Source organism: Larkinella rosea (assembly GCF_003858635.1).
Taxonomy (GTDB): Bacteria; Bacteroidota; Bacteroidia; order Cytophagales; family Spirosomataceae; genus Larkinella; species Larkinella rosea.
This window is the reverse complement of record NZ_RQJO01000007.1, coordinates 1,698,068-1,718,934: the sequence shown is the minus strand read 5'-3', so window position 1 is coordinate 1,718,934 and position 20,867 is coordinate 1,698,068. Positions and strand designations below refer to the sequence as shown.

Sequence of the window (20,867 nt, the reverse complement as noted above, 5' to 3'; positions counted from 1 at the left end):
TGTGAAATGGTGAATATTAAATGTAAAAGATGGCCTGAAGTTTCCCTTTTTCATGTAATATTTCACAAAAAAAGCCCCCGACACACGGCCGGGGGCTTTCGTTCTATAAAGAGAACGGATGAATTACATCATTCCGCCCATTCCGCCGGGGTGGCCGTGTCCGCCACCACCTGCCGGTGCTTCTTCGGGTTCGTCGGCAACGACACATTCGGTCGTCAGCAACAGACCGGCAATCGAAGCAGCATTTTCCAGCGCCAGACGAGATACTTTCGTCGGGTCGATGATACCTTCTTCGATCAGGTTTTCGTAGCGATCTTCGCGGGCGTTGTAACCGTAGTCAGCTTCGCCAGCTTTCACCGCGTTAACAACTACTGAGCTTTCACCACCGGCATTGGCAACGATCGTCCGCAGCGGTGACTCCAGGGCAACCCGGATGATGTTTACACCGGTTTTTTCGTCTTCGTTCCGGGTCTGAACCGCATCCAGCGCTCTGATCGCCCGGATGAAGGCCACACCACCACCGGCAACGATACCTTCTTCTACAGCCGCACGGGTTGCGTGCAGGGCATCATCCACGCGGTCTTTCTTTTCTTTCATTTCTACTTCGGTAGCCGCACCGATGTAGAGGATGGCAACACCACCTGACAGTTTCGCCAGACGCTCCTGCAGTTTTTCTTTGTCGTAGTCCGACGTCGTGTTTTCGATCTGTGATTTGATCTGATTTACCCGACCCGTGATGTTTTCTTTCTCACCGGAACCATTGATAACAGTTGTGTTATCTTTGTCGATGATGATTTTTTCGGCCGTTCCCAGGAAGTCGATGGTCGTGTTTTCCAGTTTGAAACCACGCTCTTCGGCAATTACCTGACCACCGGTCAGAATCGCGATGTCTTCCAGCATGGCTTTCCGACGGTCGCCAAAGCCCGGCGCTTTCACGGCTGCCACTTTGAGGGCGCCCCGGATTTTGTTCACTACCAGCGTCGCCAGAGCCTCACCATCCACATCTTCCGCGATAATCAGCAACGGACGGCCGGTTTGTGCAACCTGCTCCAGAACCGGCAGCAATTCTTTCATCGAAGAAACTTTTTTCTCCGAGATCAGAATGAACGGACGATCCAGTTCCACTTCCATTTTGTCGGTGTTGGTCACGAAGTAAGCCGACAGGTAACCGCGGTCGAACTGCATCCCTTCCACGGTTTTTACTTCCGTTTCCGTACCCCGCGCTTCTTCAACGGTGATGACGCCTTCTTTACCCACTTTTTCCATCGCGTCAGCAATCATGCTGCCGATTTCCTCGTCGCTGTTGGCCGAGATCGTGGCTACCTGCGCAATTTCTTTCGACGTTTCGATGGCGCGGGACTGTGAACGCAGGTTGTCGACCACGGCGATAACCGCTTTGTCGATACCGCGTTTCAGGTCCATCGGGTTGGCACCAGCGGCTACGTTTTTCACCCCGATCGAGTAGATCGCCTGGGCCAGAACGGTTGCCGTCGTCGTTCCGTCACCGGCTGAATCAGCGGTTTTGGAAGCCACTTCTTTCACCAGCTGAGCGCCCATGTTTTCGATGGCGTCTTTCAGCTCAATTTCTTTGGCAACGGTTACACCATCTTTGGTGATGGCCGGTGAGCCGAATTTTTTATCCAGAATAACGTTCCGGCCCTTAGGACCCAGTGTTACTTTAACAGCGTCGGCGAGGGTATCCACACCCTTCTTGATCCGGTCGCGGGCGTCGATATCAAAAAATATTTTCTTAGACATGAGTGAAAAGGAATTAATGGTTTTAACGAGTAATGCAAACGGGTTTCCAGATGAATAAAAGCCGGATTAACCGGTTTTTGACTGGAAAAGAACCTTAGATAATGGCAAAAATATCCGACTCCCGCATGATAAGATACTCCTTACCTTCCACGGTGATTTCGGTACCGGCATATTTACCGTACAAAACGGTATCGCCAACCTGAACGGTCAGGGGCTCATCTTTTTTGCCCGTGCCAACAGCTACGATCGTTCCACGTTGTGGTTTTTCTTTCGCCGTGTCGGGGATAATGATACCAAATGCGGTTTTTTCTTCAGCAGGTGCTGCTTCAACCAGCACCCGGTCAGCCAACGGTCTTACGTTTACTTTACTTTCCGTTACTGCTTCCATAATGGGCTTGTGTTTTAGAAGTTAAATTGTGTTTGATGCTTGATAAATAGCCCGGCAACAATTGCCAAACTTGACGGTCGATTTTGGTCACTTATTGTGCCAGACCACTTTTTTTGGGTAATACTGACAAAATTTCCGATTTATAATGTCAGTTTGGTAATCAATGGGTTAGGGAAAATCCTTTTTTGCCGGAGAAAAAAAACGCCAAACACTATTTGGCAGATTGAGATTTTTCATTAACTTACTTAGCAACAAGACGGTCTGTTCTTCATTCGTGTTAATTATGAAAAAACTTCAGAAAGACTGGTTGACGCAAGGGTTGATTGATTTAGAGTACAAAAAGTTTGTCGTTCTGGCCTATCTGCAAAACGTTCAGCAACACTTCTCTGACAAAAAGTTATACCCGGACCTGACGGAATTGCGGGATCATTACGAGACCGGTCTCCGTTTTCGGAACCGCAAAGGTACGCTTTCTGCTTCATTCCCCAAGGATGCCACCGGAATTGACCCCGAAAGTCTTACGGTACGGTACCAACCCCGGCAGGAAGACGATGAATATCTGTCAGAAATTGACTCAATCATTGATTTTGCGCTTCCCCGATTCGGACAGGCCCTGACGAAAGGGCAGCAAATGGCCGACGAACTGGCAGCCCATTTAACCCTGACGCCCATCGGAATGCTGCCCCTGCGCCGGGATGAAGGCTATATTTTTCTGCACTGGACCGCTCATTCCCAGACGCATATCTATTATTTCAACCTGAGCTGGACGGGTCTGACAATTCCCGGTTTTACGTTTACCAACACCAGTCAGACCGGTTCTCAACCCATTCGGACGCGGTATATCGACTCCGTTCGGAAAGGAATCGGGCTGACCTACGAGACCCTGAAACTGGACCTGATCCGGCGTCGGCCCTATTTGCCCAATCCGGCCACGTTTATGGTGGAATCGAAACGCCGTTTGCCGCTGGAAGAAACGCTGCTGCCGATGGCGGAGCGGCTGGTGGAACGACAGGTTTTGGAATAAAAAATACGAAAAATGACCTTTATATTTCGCAATGATCAGCCTGACACGTTTTTAAGTATTGTCCGGGAAGTAGGGCAATGGCTCGTCGATGGTGGCCGAATGATGTGGGAGATTGACACATTAACAGCCGAAAATCTATTTGACGACTACACGGCTGGAAACTGTTACGTGATGTATGCAGTAGATAATCACGGAGAGGAGGAACCAGCGGCTGCCTTCACGCTGCAGTGGAAAGATCCGCTTTACTACGCCGACGTTCCCGACAATTCGGCCGGTTTCATCCATAAATTAGCCATTCGGAGGGCGTTTGCGGGCCAGAACCTGTTCCAGTCGATCCTTGAATTCTGCCAGGGCGTGTGTCGGCAACGAAATATCCACGAAATTCAGCTGGAAACCGACGCGACCCGGCCGCCACTGATGCGGTTTTATGAACGAAACGGGTTTCAGCCAACCTACCAGAAAACCATCCATGAGTTTGGGCAAACCTTTACCTGCCAGTATTATGTGATGCGGTTCTAAATCAACACGTCAGACCGTTCTTTATTTCGCTAACCAATTCGTTTTCAGCTGCTAAATCCCCCAGATTGCGGGAGATGCGGGCGGTTTTCATGCTTTTATTTTATGCGGTATTCACTTTATCGACATATTCATGAAAGCACGGTTTATCTTTCTCTTTTTACTGATTGCAATTTATCCGGTCGCCGTTTCAGCCCAACAGCTTACGGCCATACCCGGCGGTGGCAACAAGGCGGCATCCGTTTCCGAGCAAATCGGCCTGACTAGTATTACCATCCGTTACAACCGCCCCGGCGTCAAAGGCCGCGAGGGAAAAATCTGGGGCACTTCGGTGGCGCATTACGGGCTGGTCGATCCGGGTTTTGGCAGCAGCAAAGCCGCTCCCTGGCGGGCCGGAGCCAATGAAAACACCACCATTTCCTTTTCAGACGAAGTCAAAGTGGAAGGAAAAAGTCTGCCCGCCGGAACCTACGGTTTGCACATGCTGCTGGGTGAAGCCGAGACGACGGTTATTTTCTCGAAAAATGCCACCTCCTGGGGCAGTTTCTTTTACGAACCCTCGGAGGACGCGTTGCGGGTTACCGTCAAAAATCAGTCCCTCGACAAAAGTGTGGAGTGGCTCAAATACGAGTTCATCGACCAGACCGATAACGCGGCCACCGTGGCGTTGGAGTGGGAAAAACGAATGATTCCTTTCAGGGTCGAAGCCGATGTGGTGAAAAACCAGATTGCTTCGTTCAAAAAAGAACTGCGTAATTCGCAGGGCTTTACCTGGCAATCGTTCGTTCAGGCGGCCACCTATTGCGTGCAGAACAAAACCGATCTGGATCAGGCGCTGGTCTGGGCCGATCAGGCCGTCAGTTTGCCGTTCATCGGTCAGAAAAACTTCCAGACGCTCAGCACGAAAGCGATGGTGTTGGTGGCCTTACATAAGCAGGCCGACGCTGATGTGGTCATGAAAGAAGCCGTTCCGATGGGGAACATGAACGAGTTGCACCAATACGCCCGCACCTTACTGCAGCAAAAACGGGCGAAAGATGCGTACGAGGTTTTTAAAGTCAACTACGACAAGAATCCCAATGTGTTTACGACCAACGTCGGCATGGGCCGTGGCCTGTCCGCCCTGGGTGATTTCAAAAAAGCCTTGCCGTATCTGAAAGCCGCGCTTCCACAGGCACCTAACGAGCTGAACAAGAACAGTGTAGCGGGGATGATTAAAAAACTGGAAGAAGGGAAGGATGCGAATAGTTGAGTTTAAAGGAGTTATTTTGCGAAGTTGAGCGGAGTTTATTAGAGTTTAGCGGAGAAAAACGCTGTGTAACTCTCTTTATTCTCCGCTAAACTCTGCGAAATAACTTTCAACCTTCTGAATTTCACCCCGATTAAAACCAGCCAAACCAGCCACAACGTACTCCCAATGAATCCCGCCAAATCAAAAACCGGGAAGGTGGGAATGACCGTGGCAAACAGCTCGGTTTGCGCCAGCAGGTAAATTCCCGAAGCGACATAACCAAAAACCGCCACCCAGCGCGGAAATACCCGCAGTTGATCGAATACCCGCGCCATCACAACCGTCCAGATCACGGTGAACAACTGCCCGATGTGTTCGCCGAGCAATACCCCGCCAAACTGGTGGACAGCCTGAAAGATAACCCCAATCGATTCCCGAACGGCCGGATCGGCGGAGTGAACATAGCGGTCGGCTAAAACCGGTACGACGAACGTCCAGCGCAGTAAACCAATGATCTGGGCGATGCCCGAAATGATGCCAATCGTGGTGGCCCAACGGACGGAAGTGTGCTGATTTTCAAAGTACTGACCCAGCTTGAGGTAGGCAATGAGCAGTAGTAAACCGGTAATGGCAAAAGTCCACCAGACGGCAATGAGCTGTGGGCCTCCTTCGTAAAACCGGGTCAGAATTACGCCCGGTTCCTGGCGTAGAATGTTCGGATAATCGAAAATAATCGTCAGGATCGTGTAGGGAATCAGAACTGCAATGGAACCGGCAATCAGGAGGTTGCCAATGGTGTTTAAGGGAGAAACAGCGTGCGTTTTCATGGCTGAAATGCGGTTTAAAAATGCTTAGTTGAAGAAAAATGAATAGCTGATTCCGCCGACGGGATTGAGTTTGAGCGTATGGTTGGGTGCTGCCAGCATCGCTGCGCCGATTCGGACATTCAGCCCTTTCCAGACCATCCAGCGAAAACCGGCGTCGACCATCAGGCCGTTTTGGTCTTTATAAGTACGGTTGAGACCGCGGACGTAGGAGAGAGAAGAGTAAAACGACGACGGATTCGCTTTTCGACCGACGGGCAGAAACCAGAAACTGATCCCGGAACGGATAAACGACGTGTTTTCGGGATTGCCTTCGCTGTTTTGGGAAACCGCCGTCATGTAGTAGCCTGTGTGAATGGAAACCTGCCGATGCCGGAACTCCAGACCGATCGACGGATTCCGAAAGCCGTTGATGCTCAATTCGTTTTTGGAAAATGAACGTTGGGCGAAAGCGCTGGTGGCTGAGAATAGCAGGGAGAAGAGGATACCTTTTTTCATGTCGACTTTTGTTTGATTGAACGATACAAAAGTCGGGGCGCCAGCGGGGAGAATACTGGACAAATGTCTATAAATGAGTGCTTAGAGAGAAAAGAGTTGTTTAGCAGAGTTCAAAGAGTTTAATAGAGGTTATTTTTCTCCGCTAAACTCTTTGAACTCTGCTAAACTCCGCGAAATGACTCATTAATTACAACGCCAGCCGGAAGTAATCCTGTCCCATTTGAATTTCGAAACCGGTTTTTTGGTAGAGATGCAAAGCCGCTTCGTTGCTCGAATCCACCTCGATTAGAATTTTATCCGCTTCTGAGTCCTGAAGAATCGCCAGAATCCGGTGCAAGATCGTTTGACCAATTCCCTGGCCCTGATGCTCCTGACAAACGCCCAAACCGATGATCCAGGCGTCGTTTTGGACAAAGTTAGTGGCCACCATGCCAACGGTTTTTCCCGCCAGTGTTGCCACATATTGCGTGAGGTGGGGGGACTGGATGGTTGTTTCCAGCAACTTCCGGGCTTCGTCGAGTGTACCGCCAAAAATGGTCTGGCTTAATGTCGTCAACGGTTCCAGATCGATTGATTCGGCTTTGACAAGCTGAACAGGTTGAGCGCCAGGCGGTGTTGGCAGGGGTAATACCGCCTGCCAGATCAACTGATATTCTGTATTGGTGAGCTGGGCGCCCCGTTGTTTGACAAATGCCTGCCCCGATTCGGAGGATTGTTCCGAAATCAACAGCGCATGTTCATATCCGTATTTTCGGGCTTCTTCGGCGGCAACTTCCAGCAGCGTGGAATAACACCCCTTGCGCCGGGCTTTGGGGAGCGTATAGCCGTTGAATTCAATTTGATTGGTCGTAGGAGCAAAGGCTGACAAGACGCTGATTAAAACGCCATTATCGTAGAGCAAAAACCAGTGACACATCGACTGAAAATAATTCATGGATTTGTCCCAGTGAATGTGTCCCAGCAAGGCATCGTCAGCTTTACAGCGAATTTCGAGGGCTTGGATGGACAAATATTGTTCTTCGTTCAGGTCGGTCAGAGAAAGAATTTTCATGCTGCAAACATAAACGAAAAACAGAAAAACCGGCCATTTGACCGGTTTTTCTGTTTTTCGCTGCAAACTCCAATTCCCAACGATAACCTATTCACTTCGCAACGATTTCACCGGATCAGTCAGGGCGGCTTTGATACTTTGGAAACACACGGTCAGGAGCGCCACGACCAGCGACAGGAAACCCGCCAGAGCAAACACCCACCAGGCCGGAGGCTGCTTGTATTCGAAACTCTGGAGCCACTGATTCATGGCGTACCACGCCAGGGGAGAAGCAATGATGATCGCGATCATCACCAGTTTCAGGAAATCTTTGGACAGCAGCAGTACAATGTTGGCAACCGATGCGCCGAGCACTTTCCGAACGCCAATTTCCTTGGTCCGTTGCTCGGCAGCAAAAGCCGTCAGTCCGAACAGACCCAGGCAGGCAATAATGACCGCCAGAATCGTAAAGGTCAGCAGAATTTCACCCTGTTTCTGTTCAGCTTTGTACTGCTTCGAAAAGTTTTCGTCGAGGAAGTGAAAATCCAGGGTGTTGGCCGGATCGAAGGTTCGGTATGTCGACCGGATGTAGGCGAGTGCTTCGGTCACCTTGGCGGGCTGAATCCGGACGTATAGATTGTCTTTATCGGCCGGAGCGGGCAATTGCAGCACCAGCGGCTCAATTTTATGTTGGAGTGAATACGTATGGAAGTCTTTCACCACGCCCACCACGCGGGCTTCGGCGGTATTCTTTTGATTATCAGTGTAATATTTTACCCGTTTTCCAATCGGATTCGTCCAGCCGAGTTGTTTTACCAGCGTTTCGTTGACCAAAACCGCATCCGTTAAATCGCTTTTGAAGGACTCGGAGAAGTTTCGGCCGCTGACCAGCTTGATTTCCATCGTTTTCAGAAAATCCGGATCGACCGTAAATTTCTGAACCGCCTGCGTGTTGGCCGAAATCGCTCCGTTTTGCTCGAAGAACATGCCGTTGCCACCAATATTGTTATTGCCAATGGGATTGCTAGCGGCTGACGCACTCTCAATCAGTTGGTTACGCGTCAGGGCTTCCTTCAACGCTTCAACGCGCAGGCGGGTTTCCTGACTGCTGATGTGAAACGTAAGCACCTGTTCTTTGTTAAAACCGAGGTCTTTGTGCATCACGTAATTCAGCTGGCGATAGACAATCCCGGAACAGGCAATCAGGGCAATGGTGGCCACAAACTGAAAAACCACCAGCGACTTTTTGAAAAACAAACTACCCGACTGGTCGCCCGACTGTCCGCGCAGGGCTGCCACCGGCCGGTAGCCCGATAGCAATAGGGCCGGATACAAACCGCTCAGGGCGCCCACTGCCAACGAAAGGCCGGAAATGATCAGAAAGGTATTTGGCAAGCTGTCGATGGATAATTGCTTGTCGGCCAGTTGATTAAAATAAGGGAGCGCAATACTGATAAGGCCGGTGCTGACCAAACCGGCTACGAACGTCATGATCATCGATTCGCCCAGAAACTGACCAACCAGTTGCTGCCGGAACGAGCCAATCGCTTTCCGAACGCCGACTTCGCGAGTCCGTTTCAGCGAACGGGCCGTATAAAGATTAACGTAATTGATGCAGGCAATCACCAGAATCAGAGCAGCCACCACCGAAAAAATGGAAACCGTACGGGCACTGCCATTGGCACCGATCTCGTAGTCAAGATGGGAATTAAGGTGGATAGAGGTTAGCGGCTGAAGTTCGATCCGGTAGTCGACATCGCCCAGCTCTTTTTTGAGGTATTTCTGAAAGAAACCGGGCATTTTGGCTTCCAGGGTTTTGGAATCGCTGCCTTCGTTCAGGAGCAGGTACGTAAACAGTTCCGAATTCTGCCAACCGCTGGTGTAATTGGTGGGAAACGACCGCAAGGCGTGGAAATGCAAATGGGAGTTCGTCGGCACGTCCTCCATGACGCCCGTTACGGTATTCGGGAAGTTATTGCTAAACAGAACGACTTTTCCAATGGCTTTTTGGGGATCGCCGAAGAGATTTTGTGCCACACTTTTCGTCAGAACGATGCTTTGCGGTTTGGTCAGCGCCGAAGCCGGGTCACCGTACAGAAATGGATAGGTAAACACCTCAAAGACCGAAGGGTCAGTGAAAAAGATATCATTGACATCGATTTTCTTGTCATTGTACGTTATTTGGCCGCCCCCTTCCGGGTTGAACCGTACAGTTTTTTCGACCTCCGGGTAATCGTTTTTAAGAGCCGGAGCAAAGGGCGCGGAGGTTGGGGCCAGCTTGATATTGCCTCCCGACCACTGGATGTACTGAACGACGCGGACAATCCGGTCGGCTTTGGCGTGAAAACGGTCGAAACTGAGCTCATCGAAAACGTACAGCGCCATCAGCCAGACGGCGGCCATGCCAATTCCCAGGCCGACAATATTAAGTCCGCTGAACAGTTTGTTTTTCCAGAACGTGCGGAGCGTTATTTTGATGTAATTCTGTAACATGAGATGAGAACCGTTAGGGGTGCGAAACCGGGTTTAGATGTAATCAAGCCATTGCCAAAAGCCGTACCAAAATATAAAATCTTGATAATAAGGGGCTTAGTTTGAATTTAATTGCGGGTTTTGTCCGCAAATGGACGGTTTGCCTGACCGAATGTGGACAACATGTAAAAACCGGTCAACGATACCAAAACCGGTCTTTGTGCAATATAGGGTGTGAGCCGGTTTTTGGTTTAAATTCTTTTCGACGGTTTACAGGAAACAATTTGTTAACAAAAATCGGGAAGGGGAGATGCAACGTTTCTATTTTCTACGTCATCTTTCGGTTAAATTCATCAACACGATCCCGATCCACTGTCCATTCCGGGACATTCGGTGTCCAATAATGGACGATTTTACCCCCAACCTAAACAAAAATACCCCGTTTTTAGAGAAATAAACGCTTTTTTCTGATTTGGCAATACATTTGTTCTGCAAACATTGAATTAATAATAACTTCCCTATTTCCTGTAAACAACAGCACCCTATTCATGAAAACCCTGCTCAAAAAAACAGTTTGCGGCTACCAACATCTGCTGATGATTTGTTTCATTCTCGCCGGTTTTGCGGCCACAGCCCAATCGGATTATTACGCCAGAACGGATTCTTCCAAAGCCTACTGGAAAATTCAGACCGATTTTTCTAGCCAGCAGACCAAAATCCGGTTTTTTAACAACCAGAACGAACCGATTTACCAGGAAACTTTGTCGGGCCGGTACGTAAAATTGACCGACCGCAACATCCGGTTGTTCGATTCGATGCTGCAACGGTTGCTGAACAACCAGTTGCTGTTGCCGGAGGTCAAAAGCCACGAGTTAATGGCAACGACTACCGGCGTTCCGTATTACACGGTTTCAACGCCGGTGTCGAAACCGGTTTCGACTTCCTACGTGCTGGCGTCGCTCAATGAACCGCTGGAAGCCAATCCATTACGTTCCGACATTGCGATCAATAATAACGGCAGATTGAAAATTCAGGTGGTGAATCTTTTTCAGGAGCCCTTGCTGGTGACGGTGGTGGATGATCAGGGGCGTCATGTTTTCAAGGAAAAAGCCGCTATGATGTATTACACCCGAACGCTAAACCTGACTCAACTGGCGGAAGGAAAATTTCGGGTTGAGGTAGCAGGGGCCCGAAAGATCTATAACTACCGGCTGACCATTCAGTCGAACCCGAATTCGTATAAATTGGTTGCCATTCCCTGACCCAGCTGGTAACCTGCTTTGGCCTTCTCGTCACATTTTTCTGCCTGTTCGTCAACTTGATTTAACTGTTTGAAAACAAATGTGCTGCTTTGTGAAGCAGAACCGGAAAGCCACAAAACCGGACAGATTTTGTACGGTTTCGGACAGACGGTTTTATTGAAAAGTACTTTAATGAAGTCGAAACGCTATTTTTTATTTCTGGCAACGGGTTTGTCCTACAAAATTTGAATTAATAATGACCAATTTAACAACCTGTAAACAACACGTAATATCCCATGAAAACCGTACATCTCAAAACCGCTCTCACCGTCCGCATTTTGCTGGCAACGTTCCTTCTTTTCACCGGTTTAATTGCCTCTGCTCAACCGGATTTTCATTCCGGAACTGACGGAGAAAAAGGATACTGGAAAATTCAAACCGATTATGCGACCCGCAGCACAGTCATCCGGTTTTTCAACGCCCGCAACGAACCGATTTATCAGGAAACGATTCAGGGGAAATACGTCAAATTGACCAAACGCAACATGCGGCTGTTCGACGAAATGCTAAACCGGATGGTCAACAGCGAATTACTGGCGTCGCAGGTAAAATCGTATGATTTACTGGCTTCCAACGACTTTCAATATAGTAGTGCCCATTCATCGAACCGGTATGTGCCCGATGAAAAACCGTCTGAAGAATTTGTCCCGGTCGAAAACCGGCTATTTATAGCCAATCCATGGGTCACAAATACGGCTAAACTTCGCGTTAACTTTGCCAATCCGAAGGCGAAAAAAGTGCAGATTGAACTTACGGATGAAGAATCAAACGTTGTCTATTACAATGAATCGAGCTACCTGGCCGGTTATAATCGCTATTTTGATATTCGGCACCTGAACAGTGGCAAATACCGGTTGAAACTGAAAAGCCCGGATGAAACGCTCAACTACCTTGTGACGATCAATAAACCGTATCACGAATACACCCTCAAATCCATCAAATAAACCCTGAACCAGATCGCGGCTGTTCGGGTTCGGACAAATAAACTGTACGAATTCGGACAGCTTCTTTTTGAAAAACCGTTGAAATGGCTCGCAGAGGCCATTTTTTTTTCTGGCCGCAGATTTGTTCTACAGAAGTTAATTATATCTCTTTTCCATGAGACGATCCTATTTAGGCGAGTTTGAAGAAGTGGTGTTGCTTACTGTAGCGGTTTTGGCGGAAGGCGCGTACGGCGTAGCGATCACGGACGAACTGGACCGGCAGACGGGCCGGGCGGTTAGCATCAGCGCCGTACATGCAGCTCTGCATCGGCTGGAAGAAAAAGGCATGTTGAAGTCGCACCTGGGAGAGGCCACGGCCGAACGCGGTGGCCGACGTAAACGGCTCTTTTCCGTAACGATGCTGGGCAGCCGGACCTTACACGATATTCGGGCCGTTCGCGAGCAACTCTGGGGTTCCATTTCCCCACAGGGACTACCAGCGGTGAGTTTGTGAGTATTGACCATTGACTGATGACCATCGACCATTAACCATTGTCTATCGTCGATGGTCAATGGTCAAATTTCATCTTCCATTATGAAAAACGAGCCGCCCCGCTGGGCTACCCGATTGCTGGAAATCTTCTGCGCTCCCCACTTGCTGGAAGAGATTCAGGGCGATTTGCACGAGCGGTTTTTGCGCAGGACCAGGCTGTTTGGAGAGCGGGAGGCTCGATTGCGGTATGGCTGGGAAGTGCTGCAGTTCCTGCAACCCCAATTTTTGAAACGAAAACCGGATTATTCCCCAAAACCGCAAGTTACCGATATGTTACGCAACTATTTCACGATTGCCTACCGAACGATTCTTCAGCAAAAAAGCTACGCCTTTATCAACGTCATGGGGCTGGCCTTGGGTCTGGCGGCCTGTATCTTGATTTTTCTGGTGGTTCGGAATGAATTGGGATACGATTCCTTCAACCGCAAAGCCAACCGGACGTATCGGGTAACCGTGCACGGTCTGGATTACAACCCGAGTGTTTCGTTTGCCGTAGCCCCCGCTTTCCGCACCGATTTTCCGGAAGCCGAGCAGGTGTCGCAGTTTTTTTACCAGCGGGAAGGGCAAGTTCAGGTGGGTAATGAAAAATTTCTGGAAGAAAGCTACGCCTTCGCGGACGGCCAATTTCCGCAGGTATTTGATTTTGAGTGGCTGGCGGGCAATCCGAAAACCGCATTGCAGGAACCCAACACCATTGTTTTAACGGAAACCATGGCCCACAAATACTTTGGTGATGCCGATGCCATGGGAAAAACCATCCGACTGGATAATGAGAAGGAGCTGCGGGTAAGCGGTGTGATCCGTGATTTACCGTCCAACACCCATTTGAATTTCAATTTTCTGGTGTCGTGGGAAACGGTTCGCAAAGACATGAATTTGACGGATTTCTGGTCGATTCAGGGAGGCTACCTTTATGTGGTTCTGCCGGAAAAACTGCATCCCAAACGCGTGGAAGCCCGAATTCCGGCCTTTATCCGGAAAAACTGGGGTAAAGAAATCGCCAAAGGTGCCGCCTTGCTGCTGCAACCCCTGCGGGAAATTCACTTCGACAAACGCTACCTGACGCAGATAACGATGCCGCGCTCCAAAGAAACCATTTACGGTTTGGCGGGCGTCGCCATTGTCATCATTCTGACAGCCTGCATCAACTTCGTGAATCTGGCGACGGCGCAGGCCGTTCGGCGGTCAAAAGAGGTTGGAATTCGGAAGGCATTGGGCGCTTTTCGAGGGCAACTCATTGGGCAGGTGCTGGGCGAAACCACGCTGCTGGTGAGTATGGCCACGCTGCTGGCTCTGCTGGCGGTCTTGGCTTTTCTGCCTTTCACCAAACCGTTGCTGGACATTCGGCTCGACGCCAGCCAGCTCGCCGAACCGGCGGTGATCGCAATGATTTCCGGTATCGTACTGATAACGATCCTGTTAGCGGGTTTGTATCCGGCGTTTATCCAATCCGGTTTTCAACCGATTAAAGCCCTGAGAGCCCGCGCGACGGATACGTCGGTTGGGGGAATGACGGTGCGCAAGGGGCTGGTCATTCTGCAATTTGCCATTACGCAGGTCATGATCATCGGAACGCTGGTGGTGGCAAGTCAGATGGATTATTTCGTGAACCAGGACATGGGTTTTGATAAAGAAGCCGTCGTGTCCTTCTGGACGGGAAACAAGGCAGATGTGATGCGGCAGAAATTACGGGACAATCCGGGCGTTGAACAATTCAGTTTTGCTTCCGCCGGACCGGCCTTCAACTTCAATTTTACGCCTTTTTCATCGCCGGAATTGGGAATGGCAGATGACGACGTGACCGAATTGAAACTGGTCGATGAAAATTACATTCCGATGTACCACCTGGAAATGTTGGCGGGCGAACCAATTACGAAAAAAGCGGAAGGCGACACGTCGAATAATGTGGTAGTCAATCAGACGCTGATTCGGCGGCTCGGTATTCAGAAAGATGCCGATGCGGTCGGCAAACGGGTGCGGGTTGCAGGCGCTCAGGCCATTATTCAGGGCGTGGTACGGGATTTTCAGAGCGAATCGAAACACAAGAAAATCCGGGCCTGCGTCCTGACTTACAATTCAAAAGCGTTCTGGCAAACCAGTGTAAAACTGAAACCGCAGAACCTGCGCGAAACCCTGGCGAAGATTGAGCAAGAATGGTCGGAGCTGAATCCGGAGTCGATCTTTCGGTATGAGTTTGTAGATGAGCACATTGCGAAACTGTATAATCAGGAAGAAAAAATGTACAATGCGTTCCGGCTTTTCTCCGGCATTGCGATCGTCATCGGCGCGCTGGGGCTGTTCGGACTCGTTTCGTTGATGGCCGTTCAGCGAACCAAGGAAGTGGGGGTTCGGAAAGTACTGGGCGCTTCGGTTGCCAGCATTGTCTTGTTGTTTTCCCGCGAATTCATCTGGCTCATGCTCATCGCGTTCGTGCTGGCGGCTCCGCTGGCGTGGTACGGAATGGATCTCTGGCTGCGCGAATACGCCTACCACATCCAGATCGGACCCGCGATTTTCCTGGCTGCGATTCTGGTGACGTTCGTCATTGCCGCCCTAACGGTAAGCTATCAATCCATCAAAGCAGCTTTGGTCGATCCGGTGAAGTCGCTGCGTTCCGAATGAAAAAATTAATGAATAATTAACAATGAAAAACAATAAGCAAGAATCGGTTATCGGTACCATGAATTTTCATTGTTCATTGTACCTATTTCATTGGTCATTATGAAAACCAAACCGCCCCGCTGGGCCTCCCGATTATTGGAAATCTTCTGCGCTCCCCATTTGCTGGAGGAGATTCAGGGTGATTTGTACGAGCGGTTTTTGCGGAATGAGCGGTTTTGGGGATCGTCGTTTGCCCGGCGCCAATATGCCCGGGAAGTATTGAGCTTTCTAAAACCGTTTGCTCTGAAAAGGCAAACGTCTGATTATCAGTCTACCTATTTATTGCAACCCGCTATGATACGTAATTATTTCAAAACCGCCTGGCGAAACCTGCTGAAAAACCAGTTTTATTCCCTGATCAATATGACCGGGCTAACGGCTGGTCTGGCCGTCGGCATGTTGATTCTGCTGTGGGTACAGGACGAGCTGAGTTTTGACCGGTTTCACCAAAAAGTCAATCAGATTTATCGCCTTGAAAATGAAGTCGGTACGGGAACCAGTAAGCAGATCTGGACAACTACGGTTGCGCCCATTGCGGAAATGGGAAAGAAGGAGGTACCGGAAATAAAAGAGGCAGTTCGGATCACCGATGGCAGTTTATACACGCTGTACAAATACCAGGACAAGTCTTTTTCCGATGAAGAAGAAGTTTTTACGGATCCAACGTTTTTTACGCTTTTTGATTTTGGCCTGATCAAAGGTAATCCGGCCCAGCCGTTTCCTGATAACAACTCAGTGGTTATGACTGAAAAAACCGCCAAACGCTATTTCGGCGACGCCGAACCCATCGGCAAGGTCATAACGGCGGATGGCAAAACCAGCTTTACGGTGAGCGGGGTTATTCGTGATTTTCCGAAGAATTCGAGTTTGAAAGGCGACTTTTTCCTGCCCATTTCGCACTGGTTCAACGTCATTTATGCAAATCGAAAAGATGGCCGGACTCCCCACAACGACTTCCACGAGTTTTCATACGTGACATTTTTCCAGATTCAGCCCGGAGTTTCCACCACCGCATTGGCGGATAAACTACGGAACATTCACCTCCGCAATAAACCGGACGATACCGACCTGACCTACCTGTTGCAGGCTTTACCGGACATGCACCTTTACAAAGCCGACGGCACCGAAGGCGGCATCGAAACCGTGCGGATGTTTGTCATCATTGCCCTGCTCATTCTGGTGATCGCCTGCATCAATTACGTGAATCTTTCCACGGCGCGCTCGATGCTGCGGGCCAAGGAAGTCAGCATGCGGAAAATTGTGGGCGCGGCCAAAATGCAGTTGTTCCTGCAATTTATCGTCGAAACCGCCCTGCTGTTTTCACTTTCGGCCTTCCTCGCGATTGGGTTGATGACACTGCTGATGCCGTTTTACAACGAACTTTCGGGGAAACAGCTCGTGATCGATTTTTCCGATTCGCAAATCTGGACGGTCGTCGGGGCCACCATCGCCGGAACCTTGCTGGCGTCGAGCATTTACCCGGCGCTGCTGCTTTCGTCGTTTGAACCGCTGAAGGCCCTGAAAGGCAAGGTTTCGGCGCGACTGACGGATGCGGTTTTCCGGAAAATACTGGTCGTCACGCAGTTCACCTTTACGGTGATCCTGATTTCGGGAACGCTGATTATTGGCAATCAACTCGACTACATTCATTCAAAAGAGTTGGGGTACGATAAAGACCACGTTCTGTCCTTTTATATGCGGGACATGGGCGCGCACTTCGACGCAGTAAAATCGGAATTGCTGCAGCAGCCGGGTGTCGCCGGAGTGACCCGGGCCAACAGCAACATCGTTTCGATTGGTATGCAAACCGGCGCAACTAACTGGGACGGCAAACAACCCGGCGAAACCATGATGATCCGTCCGGTTGCAGTCAACCAGGATTTCATTCCATTCTTTAAAATAAAGGTCGATCAGGGCGCCAATTTCACCGGCGCCGTTTCAGATTCGGTGCATTTCATCCTGAACGAAACCGCCGTCCGGGCCGCCCGGATCAAGAATCCCGTCGGCAAGCGGTTTAAACTCTGGGACCGGGAGGGAACCATCATTGGCGTTGTGAAGGATTTTCATTTTGCCTCCATGAAGTCCAGAATCGAACCTTCCATTTTCTTTTACGATCCGAATCGGGCGGGGCGGATGTTCATCAAAACGACGGGACAGGATGCGCCCAACGTCATTGCCACCGCCGGGCGGTTGTGGAAGCAATACAACGCCGAATACCCATTCAAATACGATTTTCTGGATCAGACTTTCGATGATCTGTACAAAACCGAGCAGCGCACGGGCACGCTCTTTACGGTTTTTGCAACCATCGCCATTGTCATTTCCTGCCTGGGTCTGTTCGGTTTGGTGGCTTACACGGCCCAGGTGCGGACCCGCGAAATCGGAGTCCGTAAAGTATTGGGTGCCACCGTGCCGGGAATCATTCAGCTGCTGGCCAAAGACTTTGTCAAACTGGTGCTGATTGCCATTGTCATTGCCGTTCCGGTGGCCTGGTACGCGATGGATCAGTGGCTGCAGGGCTTTGCCTACCGGATCAGCATCGAATGGTGGATGTTTGCGCTGGCGGGACTACTTGCGCTGGCCATTGCCTTACTGACGGTCAGCTTCCAGAGTATCAAAGCCGCCGTGGTGAATCCGGTGAAGAGTTTGCGTTCGGAATGATTACCGGAAGAAATCACTCAGTTGGAGTTCAATTCCGATTACCGGATCGATTATCGCGCCTTCCGTATCAATTTTGACCGTAAGTGGTTTCTTCCAGTGGCGTTTCGATTTCGGTAATTTCAACGGCCTACGTTTGCAAAGCGTACGGGAGATTTTCAAAAACAATAAAAAAGCGTTGGGCAGCGGGCATTTGGTTTCAGGCAGCCAAACCCTATGCTCCGAGCCCGCTGCCCAACGCAAAACCAAACTTCATGCAAAACAAACAGCCGCCCCGCTGGGCCGACCGACTGCTGGAAGCCTTCTGCGCTCCCCACTTACTGGAGGAGGTGCAGGGCGATTTGTACGAGCGGTATTTACGGAACGAACGACTGTTTGGAAAACCGTATGCCCGGCGGCAGTACGTCCGGGAGGTCGTGGGTTTCCTGAAGCGACCTTTTGCGCTGAAACGTCTATCGAATGAGTATGCATCACCTTCATTTCTGAATCCCGTTATGCTTCGCAATTACCTCAAAACCTCGTTCCGGAATCTGACCAAAAACAAAGTCAGTTCGCTAATCAATCTTTTCGGCCTGAGTCTGGGCGTAACCGCCTGTCTGGTTATTTACCTGATCACCCATTATGAATTGAGTTACGATACCTTTCATCCCGACCAGGAACGGATTTACCGATTGGTTGGTACGGAGAAGTTCAACGCGCGGGCCGATGAGCGTCCGGCCGGATTTGTTCCGAACGCTGTGCCGGCCGCCATACGGAACGAAGTGGCCGGTCTGGGAACCGTGGCGGCTTTTCACAACATCGAATCGGAGGTCCTGATCCCGGAAGGAACCGAAAAGCCCAAAAAATTCGAGCACCGGGATTTTCGGAAAGACAATCCCGAAATCATTGTTGCCGATCCGCAATATTTTGAAATTTTCAAGTATCAATGGGTGGCCGGAAATCCAAAAACCGCCCTGAGCGAACCGTTTCAGGTCGTGTTGTCGGAACGGAAGGCGCACAAATACTTTGGTAATCTGCCGCTCGAACAAATTCTGGGTCGGCAGGTGATTTACATGGATTCGGTTCAGGTCAAGGTGTCGGGCATCGTCCGGGACTGGGAAAAACCGTCGGATTTTACGTTTACGGATTTTATTTCAATGGCCACCGTTCGGAGCAGCCAGTTGAAACGGGGCATCGATCTGGACCAGTGGGACGATATCTGGTCGGCATCGCAGGCCTACGTCAAATTACCGGAAGGTGCCAAACCGGAACAGTTCGACGGCGCTTTTCAGCGCTTTTCCAAAGCCCATTTTCCAAACGAATTCAAGTTTGTACCGGGCCTGCAACCTCTTTCCGATCTGCATTTCAATTCGCTCTATGTCGATAATTATTCCCGAAAAGCTCACTTGCCCACCCTATACGGCATGATGGGCGTGGCGGTTTTTATCCTGTTGATTGCCGCTATCAATTTCATCAATCTGGCGACGGCTCAATCGGTGCAGCGGTCGAAGGAAGTGGGCGTTCGGAAGGTGCTGGGAAGTAGCCGAAAAGGTCTGATCACGCAATTTTTAAGCGAAACCACCCTGCTGACGCTGGTGGCGGTCGGCATGGCAATGCTGCTGGTTAGTCCGATTCTTTCCGCCTTTCAATCGCTGACGCCGAAAGGGCTGACGTTTGAACTGTTCAGTCTGCAAACCCTGCTGTTTCTGGCCGGCGTAACGATTACGACCGCCCTTCTGGCCGGTTTTTATCCCTCGCTGGTGCTGTCGTCGTATTTGCCCGCACTCACGCTGAAGGGACAGAGCGCGCTGAAAGGCGGTTCCAGGGGATATCTGCGTAAAAGCCTGATTGTCTTTCAGTTTACGGTTTCGTTGATTTTCATCATCGGTACGCTGATCGTGGAACGGCAGCTTAGTTACATCCGCAACAAGGATCTGGGTTTCTCGACGGATGCGATTATTGAAGTTCAATCCGGTCGGGTCGGTAAAACGGACTTACTGATGGAAAAATTTAAAAATCTGGCGGGTGTCGAGCGCGTTTCGAAGCAGTGGTTTCCGCCGATGGGCATGGCGTACATGATGACTAAAATGAAGTACCACGGCAAAAAAGAAATTGAACTGGATGTGTCGGCGAAAGTGGGCGATGAAAATTTTATTCCGCTCTACAACCTCCGGATGCTGGCGGGGCGAAACTATCTTAAAACTGATTCGCTCCGGGAACTGGTGATCAATGAGTCCTTTGCCAGGCGTTTGGGCTTTCAAAAACCGGCGGATGCGGTCAACAAACTACTGGAATTTGACGGCAAAAAGTACCCGATTGTTGGCCTCGTGGCCGATTTTCACGAGCAATCGTTCCATTCCAGGATTGATCCGGCATTCATTGGATACCTGCCCCGGCAAGCCCGAAATATTGGGGTCAAACTGGCGGTCAAAGGACAGCAGGTCGGCAATTTGAAAGAAGTGCTGGCCAGCATCGAACGGGAGTGGAAAACCGTCCATCCCGATAAAAAGTTTGCGTACGAATTTCTGGATGATCGAATTGCATCCTTGTATGAAAAAGAGCAGAAAACCAGTCGGCTGGTCAACACCGCGACGGCCATCGCCATCCTGATTTCGTGCATGGGACTGTTCGGTCTGGCGACCTTTACGGCTGAGCAGCGCACCAAAGAAATCAGCGTCCGGAAAGTGCTGGGCGCTTCGGTCGCCAGTATCGTTGCGCTCTTGTCGAAGGACTTCCTGAAACTGGTTCTGCTCGCCCTGCTGCTGGCCGCTCCGGTTGCCTGGTGGGCCATGAGCGAATGGCTGAACGGTTTTGCCTATAAAGTTGACATTGAATGGTGGATATTCGCCCTGGCCGGTTTGCTGGCAGTGGGCATTGCGCTGCTAACCATCAGTTTCCAGAGCATCCGGGCGGCCCTGACGAACCCGGTGAAGAGCCTGCGGAGCGAGTAGTCTGAACCAAACTGTCTTGAACTGGGATTGCGCAGATTAAAGGATTAAGGGGATTTGAATGAGCCCTCCTAGTTAATCCTTTAATCTGCGCAATCCCAGT

At 50.2% G+C, this 20,867-nt stretch carries 15 protein-coding genes; 9 read left to right on the top strand and 6 right to left on the bottom strand.

Going from position 1 to position 20,867, the window contains the following annotated elements; genetic code table 11:
- Positions 1 to 123: 123 nt before the first annotated feature.
- Both groL and EHT25_RS07260 read right to left on the bottom strand, forming a co-directional pair.
- Positions 124 to 1,758, bottom strand: coding sequence for a chaperonin GroEL (gene groL, locus EHT25_RS07265; protein WP_124872761.1), 1,635 nt, complete (start codon positions 1,756 to 1,758; stop codon positions 124 to 126).
- 94 nt (positions 1,759 to 1,852) lie between these two features.
- The gene (locus EHT25_RS07260; RefSeq protein WP_124872759.1) at positions 1,853 to 2,146 is read right to left on the bottom strand and encodes a co-chaperone GroES; all 294 of its coding nucleotides are present in this window, start codon (positions 2,144 to 2,146) and stop codon (positions 1,853 to 1,855) included.
- A 283-nt stretch (positions 2,147 to 2,429) separates the two neighbouring features.
- On the opposite strand from EHT25_RS07260, the gene EHT25_RS07255 reads away from it, so the two are divergent.
- From EHT25_RS07255 to EHT25_RS07245, 3 genes are all read left to right on the top strand, one after another.
- Positions 2,430 to 3,170 (top strand): hypothetical protein, encoded by a 741-nt coding sequence (locus EHT25_RS07255; RefSeq protein WP_124872757.1) that lies wholly within the window; start codon positions 2,430 to 2,432, stop codon positions 3,168 to 3,170.
- Between the two features lie 12 nt (positions 3,171 to 3,182).
- Complete coding sequence (locus tag EHT25_RS07250) at positions 3,183 to 3,689, top strand: GNAT family N-acetyltransferase (RefSeq protein ID WP_124872755.1); 507 nt, start codon at positions 3,183 to 3,185, stop codon at positions 3,687 to 3,689.
- 130 nt (positions 3,690 to 3,819) lie between these two features.
- Positions 3,820 to 4,938, top strand: coding sequence for a DUF2911 domain-containing protein (locus EHT25_RS07245; protein ID WP_124872753.1), 1,119 nt, complete (start codon positions 3,820 to 3,822; stop codon positions 4,936 to 4,938).
- Positions 4,939 to 4,976: 38 nt separating this feature from the next.
- On the opposite strand, the gene EHT25_RS07240 is transcribed toward EHT25_RS07245, so the two are convergent.
- The 4 genes from EHT25_RS07240 to EHT25_RS07225 all read right to left on the bottom strand — a co-directional run bounded on the left by EHT25_RS07240 (position 4,977) and on the right by EHT25_RS07225 (position 9,762).
- A complete protein-coding gene (locus tag EHT25_RS07240) occupies positions 4,977 to 5,744 on the bottom strand; it encodes a DUF4386 domain-containing protein (protein WP_124872751.1) in 768 nt (255 codons plus the stop codon).
- A 24-nt stretch (positions 5,745 to 5,768) separates the two neighbouring features.
- A complete protein-coding gene (locus tag EHT25_RS07235; protein ID WP_124872749.1) occupies positions 5,769 to 6,239 on the bottom strand; it encodes a hypothetical protein in 471 nt (156 codons plus the stop codon).
- Positions 6,240 to 6,426: 187 nt separating this feature from the next.
- Positions 6,427 to 7,290: a GNAT family N-acetyltransferase gene (locus EHT25_RS07230; protein WP_124872747.1), complete on the bottom strand. Its 864-nt coding sequence runs from the start codon at positions 7,288 to 7,290 to the stop codon at positions 6,427 to 6,429.
- Positions 7,291 to 7,377: 87 nt separating this feature from the next.
- The gene (locus EHT25_RS07225; RefSeq protein WP_124872745.1) at positions 7,378 to 9,762 is read right to left on the bottom strand and encodes an ABC transporter permease; all 2,385 of its coding nucleotides are present in this window, start codon (positions 9,760 to 9,762) and stop codon (positions 7,378 to 7,380) included.
- Positions 9,763 to 10,289: 527 nt separating this feature from the next.
- Here EHT25_RS07225 and EHT25_RS07220 point away from each other — a divergent pair.
- The 6 genes from EHT25_RS07220 to EHT25_RS07195 all read left to right on the top strand — a co-directional run bounded on the left by EHT25_RS07220 (position 10,290) and on the right by EHT25_RS07195 (position 20,767).
- Complete coding sequence (locus EHT25_RS07220) at positions 10,290 to 11,003, top strand: hypothetical protein (RefSeq protein ID WP_124872743.1); 714 nt, start codon at positions 10,290 to 10,292, stop codon at positions 11,001 to 11,003.
- A gap of 275 nt (positions 11,004 to 11,278) precedes the next feature.
- Positions 11,279 to 11,986 carry a DUF3244 domain-containing protein gene (locus EHT25_RS07215; protein WP_124872741.1) on the top strand — a complete coding sequence of 236 codons (708 nt, stop codon included), beginning with the start codon at positions 11,279 to 11,281 and terminating at the stop codon, positions 11,984 to 11,986.
- Between the two features lie 154 nt (positions 11,987 to 12,140).
- Complete coding sequence (locus EHT25_RS07210) at positions 12,141 to 12,479, top strand: PadR family transcriptional regulator (protein WP_124872739.1); 339 nt, start codon at positions 12,141 to 12,143, stop codon at positions 12,477 to 12,479.
- A gap of 81 nt (positions 12,480 to 12,560) precedes the next feature.
- Positions 12,561 to 15,140, top strand: a complete 2,580-nt coding sequence (locus EHT25_RS07205) for an ABC transporter permease (protein WP_221622248.1) — start codon at positions 12,561 to 12,563, stop codon at positions 15,138 to 15,140.
- Between the two features lie 99 nt (positions 15,141 to 15,239).
- The gene (locus EHT25_RS07200) at positions 15,240 to 17,840 is read left to right on the top strand and encodes an ABC transporter permease (RefSeq protein WP_221622247.1); all 2,601 of its coding nucleotides are present in this window, start codon (positions 15,240 to 15,242) and stop codon (positions 17,838 to 17,840) included.
- Positions 17,841 to 18,091: 251 nt separating this feature from the next.
- Positions 18,092 to 20,767 (top strand): ABC transporter permease, encoded by a 2,676-nt coding sequence (locus EHT25_RS07195; RefSeq protein ID WP_221622246.1) that lies wholly within the window; start codon positions 18,092 to 18,094, stop codon positions 20,765 to 20,767.
- Positions 20,768 to 20,867: the final 100 nt, after the last annotated feature.

What these genes read in the sequence shown, in the direction of transcription:
- EHT25_RS07205 (WP_221622248.1), top strand. Translation starts at nt 12,561, where the DNA reads ATGAAAAACGAGCCGCCCCGCTGGGCTACCCGATTGCTGGAAATCTTC.
- EHT25_RS07245 (WP_124872753.1), top strand. Translation starts at nt 3,820, where the DNA reads ATGAAAGCACGGTTTATCTTTCTCTTTTTACTGATTGCAATTTATCCG.
- EHT25_RS07240 (WP_124872751.1), bottom strand. Translation starts at nt 5,744, where the DNA reads ATGAAAACGCACGCTGTTTCTCCCTTAAACACCATTGGCAACCTCCTG.
- EHT25_RS07195 (WP_221622246.1), top strand. Translation starts at nt 18,092, where the DNA reads ATGCAAAACAAACAGCCGCCCCGCTGGGCCGACCGACTGCTGGAAGCC.
- EHT25_RS07220 (WP_124872743.1), top strand. Translation starts at nt 10,290, where the DNA reads ATGAAAACCCTGCTCAAAAAAACAGTTTGCGGCTACCAACATCTGCTG.
- EHT25_RS07260 (WP_124872759.1), bottom strand. Translation starts at nt 2,146, where the DNA reads ATGGAAGCAGTAACGGAAAGTAAAGTAAACGTAAGACCGTTGGCTGAC.
- EHT25_RS07255 (WP_124872757.1), top strand. Translation starts at nt 2,430, where the DNA reads ATGAAAAAACTTCAGAAAGACTGGTTGACGCAAGGGTTGATTGATTTA.
- EHT25_RS07210 (WP_124872739.1), top strand. Translation starts at nt 12,141, where the DNA reads ATGAGACGATCCTATTTAGGCGAGTTTGAAGAAGTGGTGTTGCTTACT.
- EHT25_RS07235 (WP_124872749.1), bottom strand. Translation starts at nt 6,239, where the DNA reads ATGAAAAAAGGTATCCTCTTCTCCCTGCTATTCTCAGCCACCAGCGCT.
- EHT25_RS07215 (WP_124872741.1), top strand. Translation starts at nt 11,279, where the DNA reads ATGAAAACCGTACATCTCAAAACCGCTCTCACCGTCCGCATTTTGCTG.
- EHT25_RS07250 (WP_124872755.1), top strand. Translation starts at nt 3,183, where the DNA reads ATGACCTTTATATTTCGCAATGATCAGCCTGACACGTTTTTAAGTATT.
- groL (WP_124872761.1), bottom strand. Translation starts at nt 1,758, where the DNA reads ATGTCTAAGAAAATATTTTTTGATATCGACGCCCGCGACCGGATCAAG.
- EHT25_RS07200 (WP_221622247.1), top strand. Translation starts at nt 15,240, where the DNA reads ATGAAAACCAAACCGCCCCGCTGGGCCTCCCGATTATTGGAAATCTTC.
- EHT25_RS07225 (WP_124872745.1), bottom strand. Translation starts at nt 9,762, where the DNA reads ATGTTACAGAATTACATCAAAATAACGCTCCGCACGTTCTGGAAAAAC.
- EHT25_RS07230 (WP_124872747.1), bottom strand. Translation starts at nt 7,290, where the DNA reads ATGAAAATTCTTTCTCTGACCGACCTGAACGAAGAACAATATTTGTCC.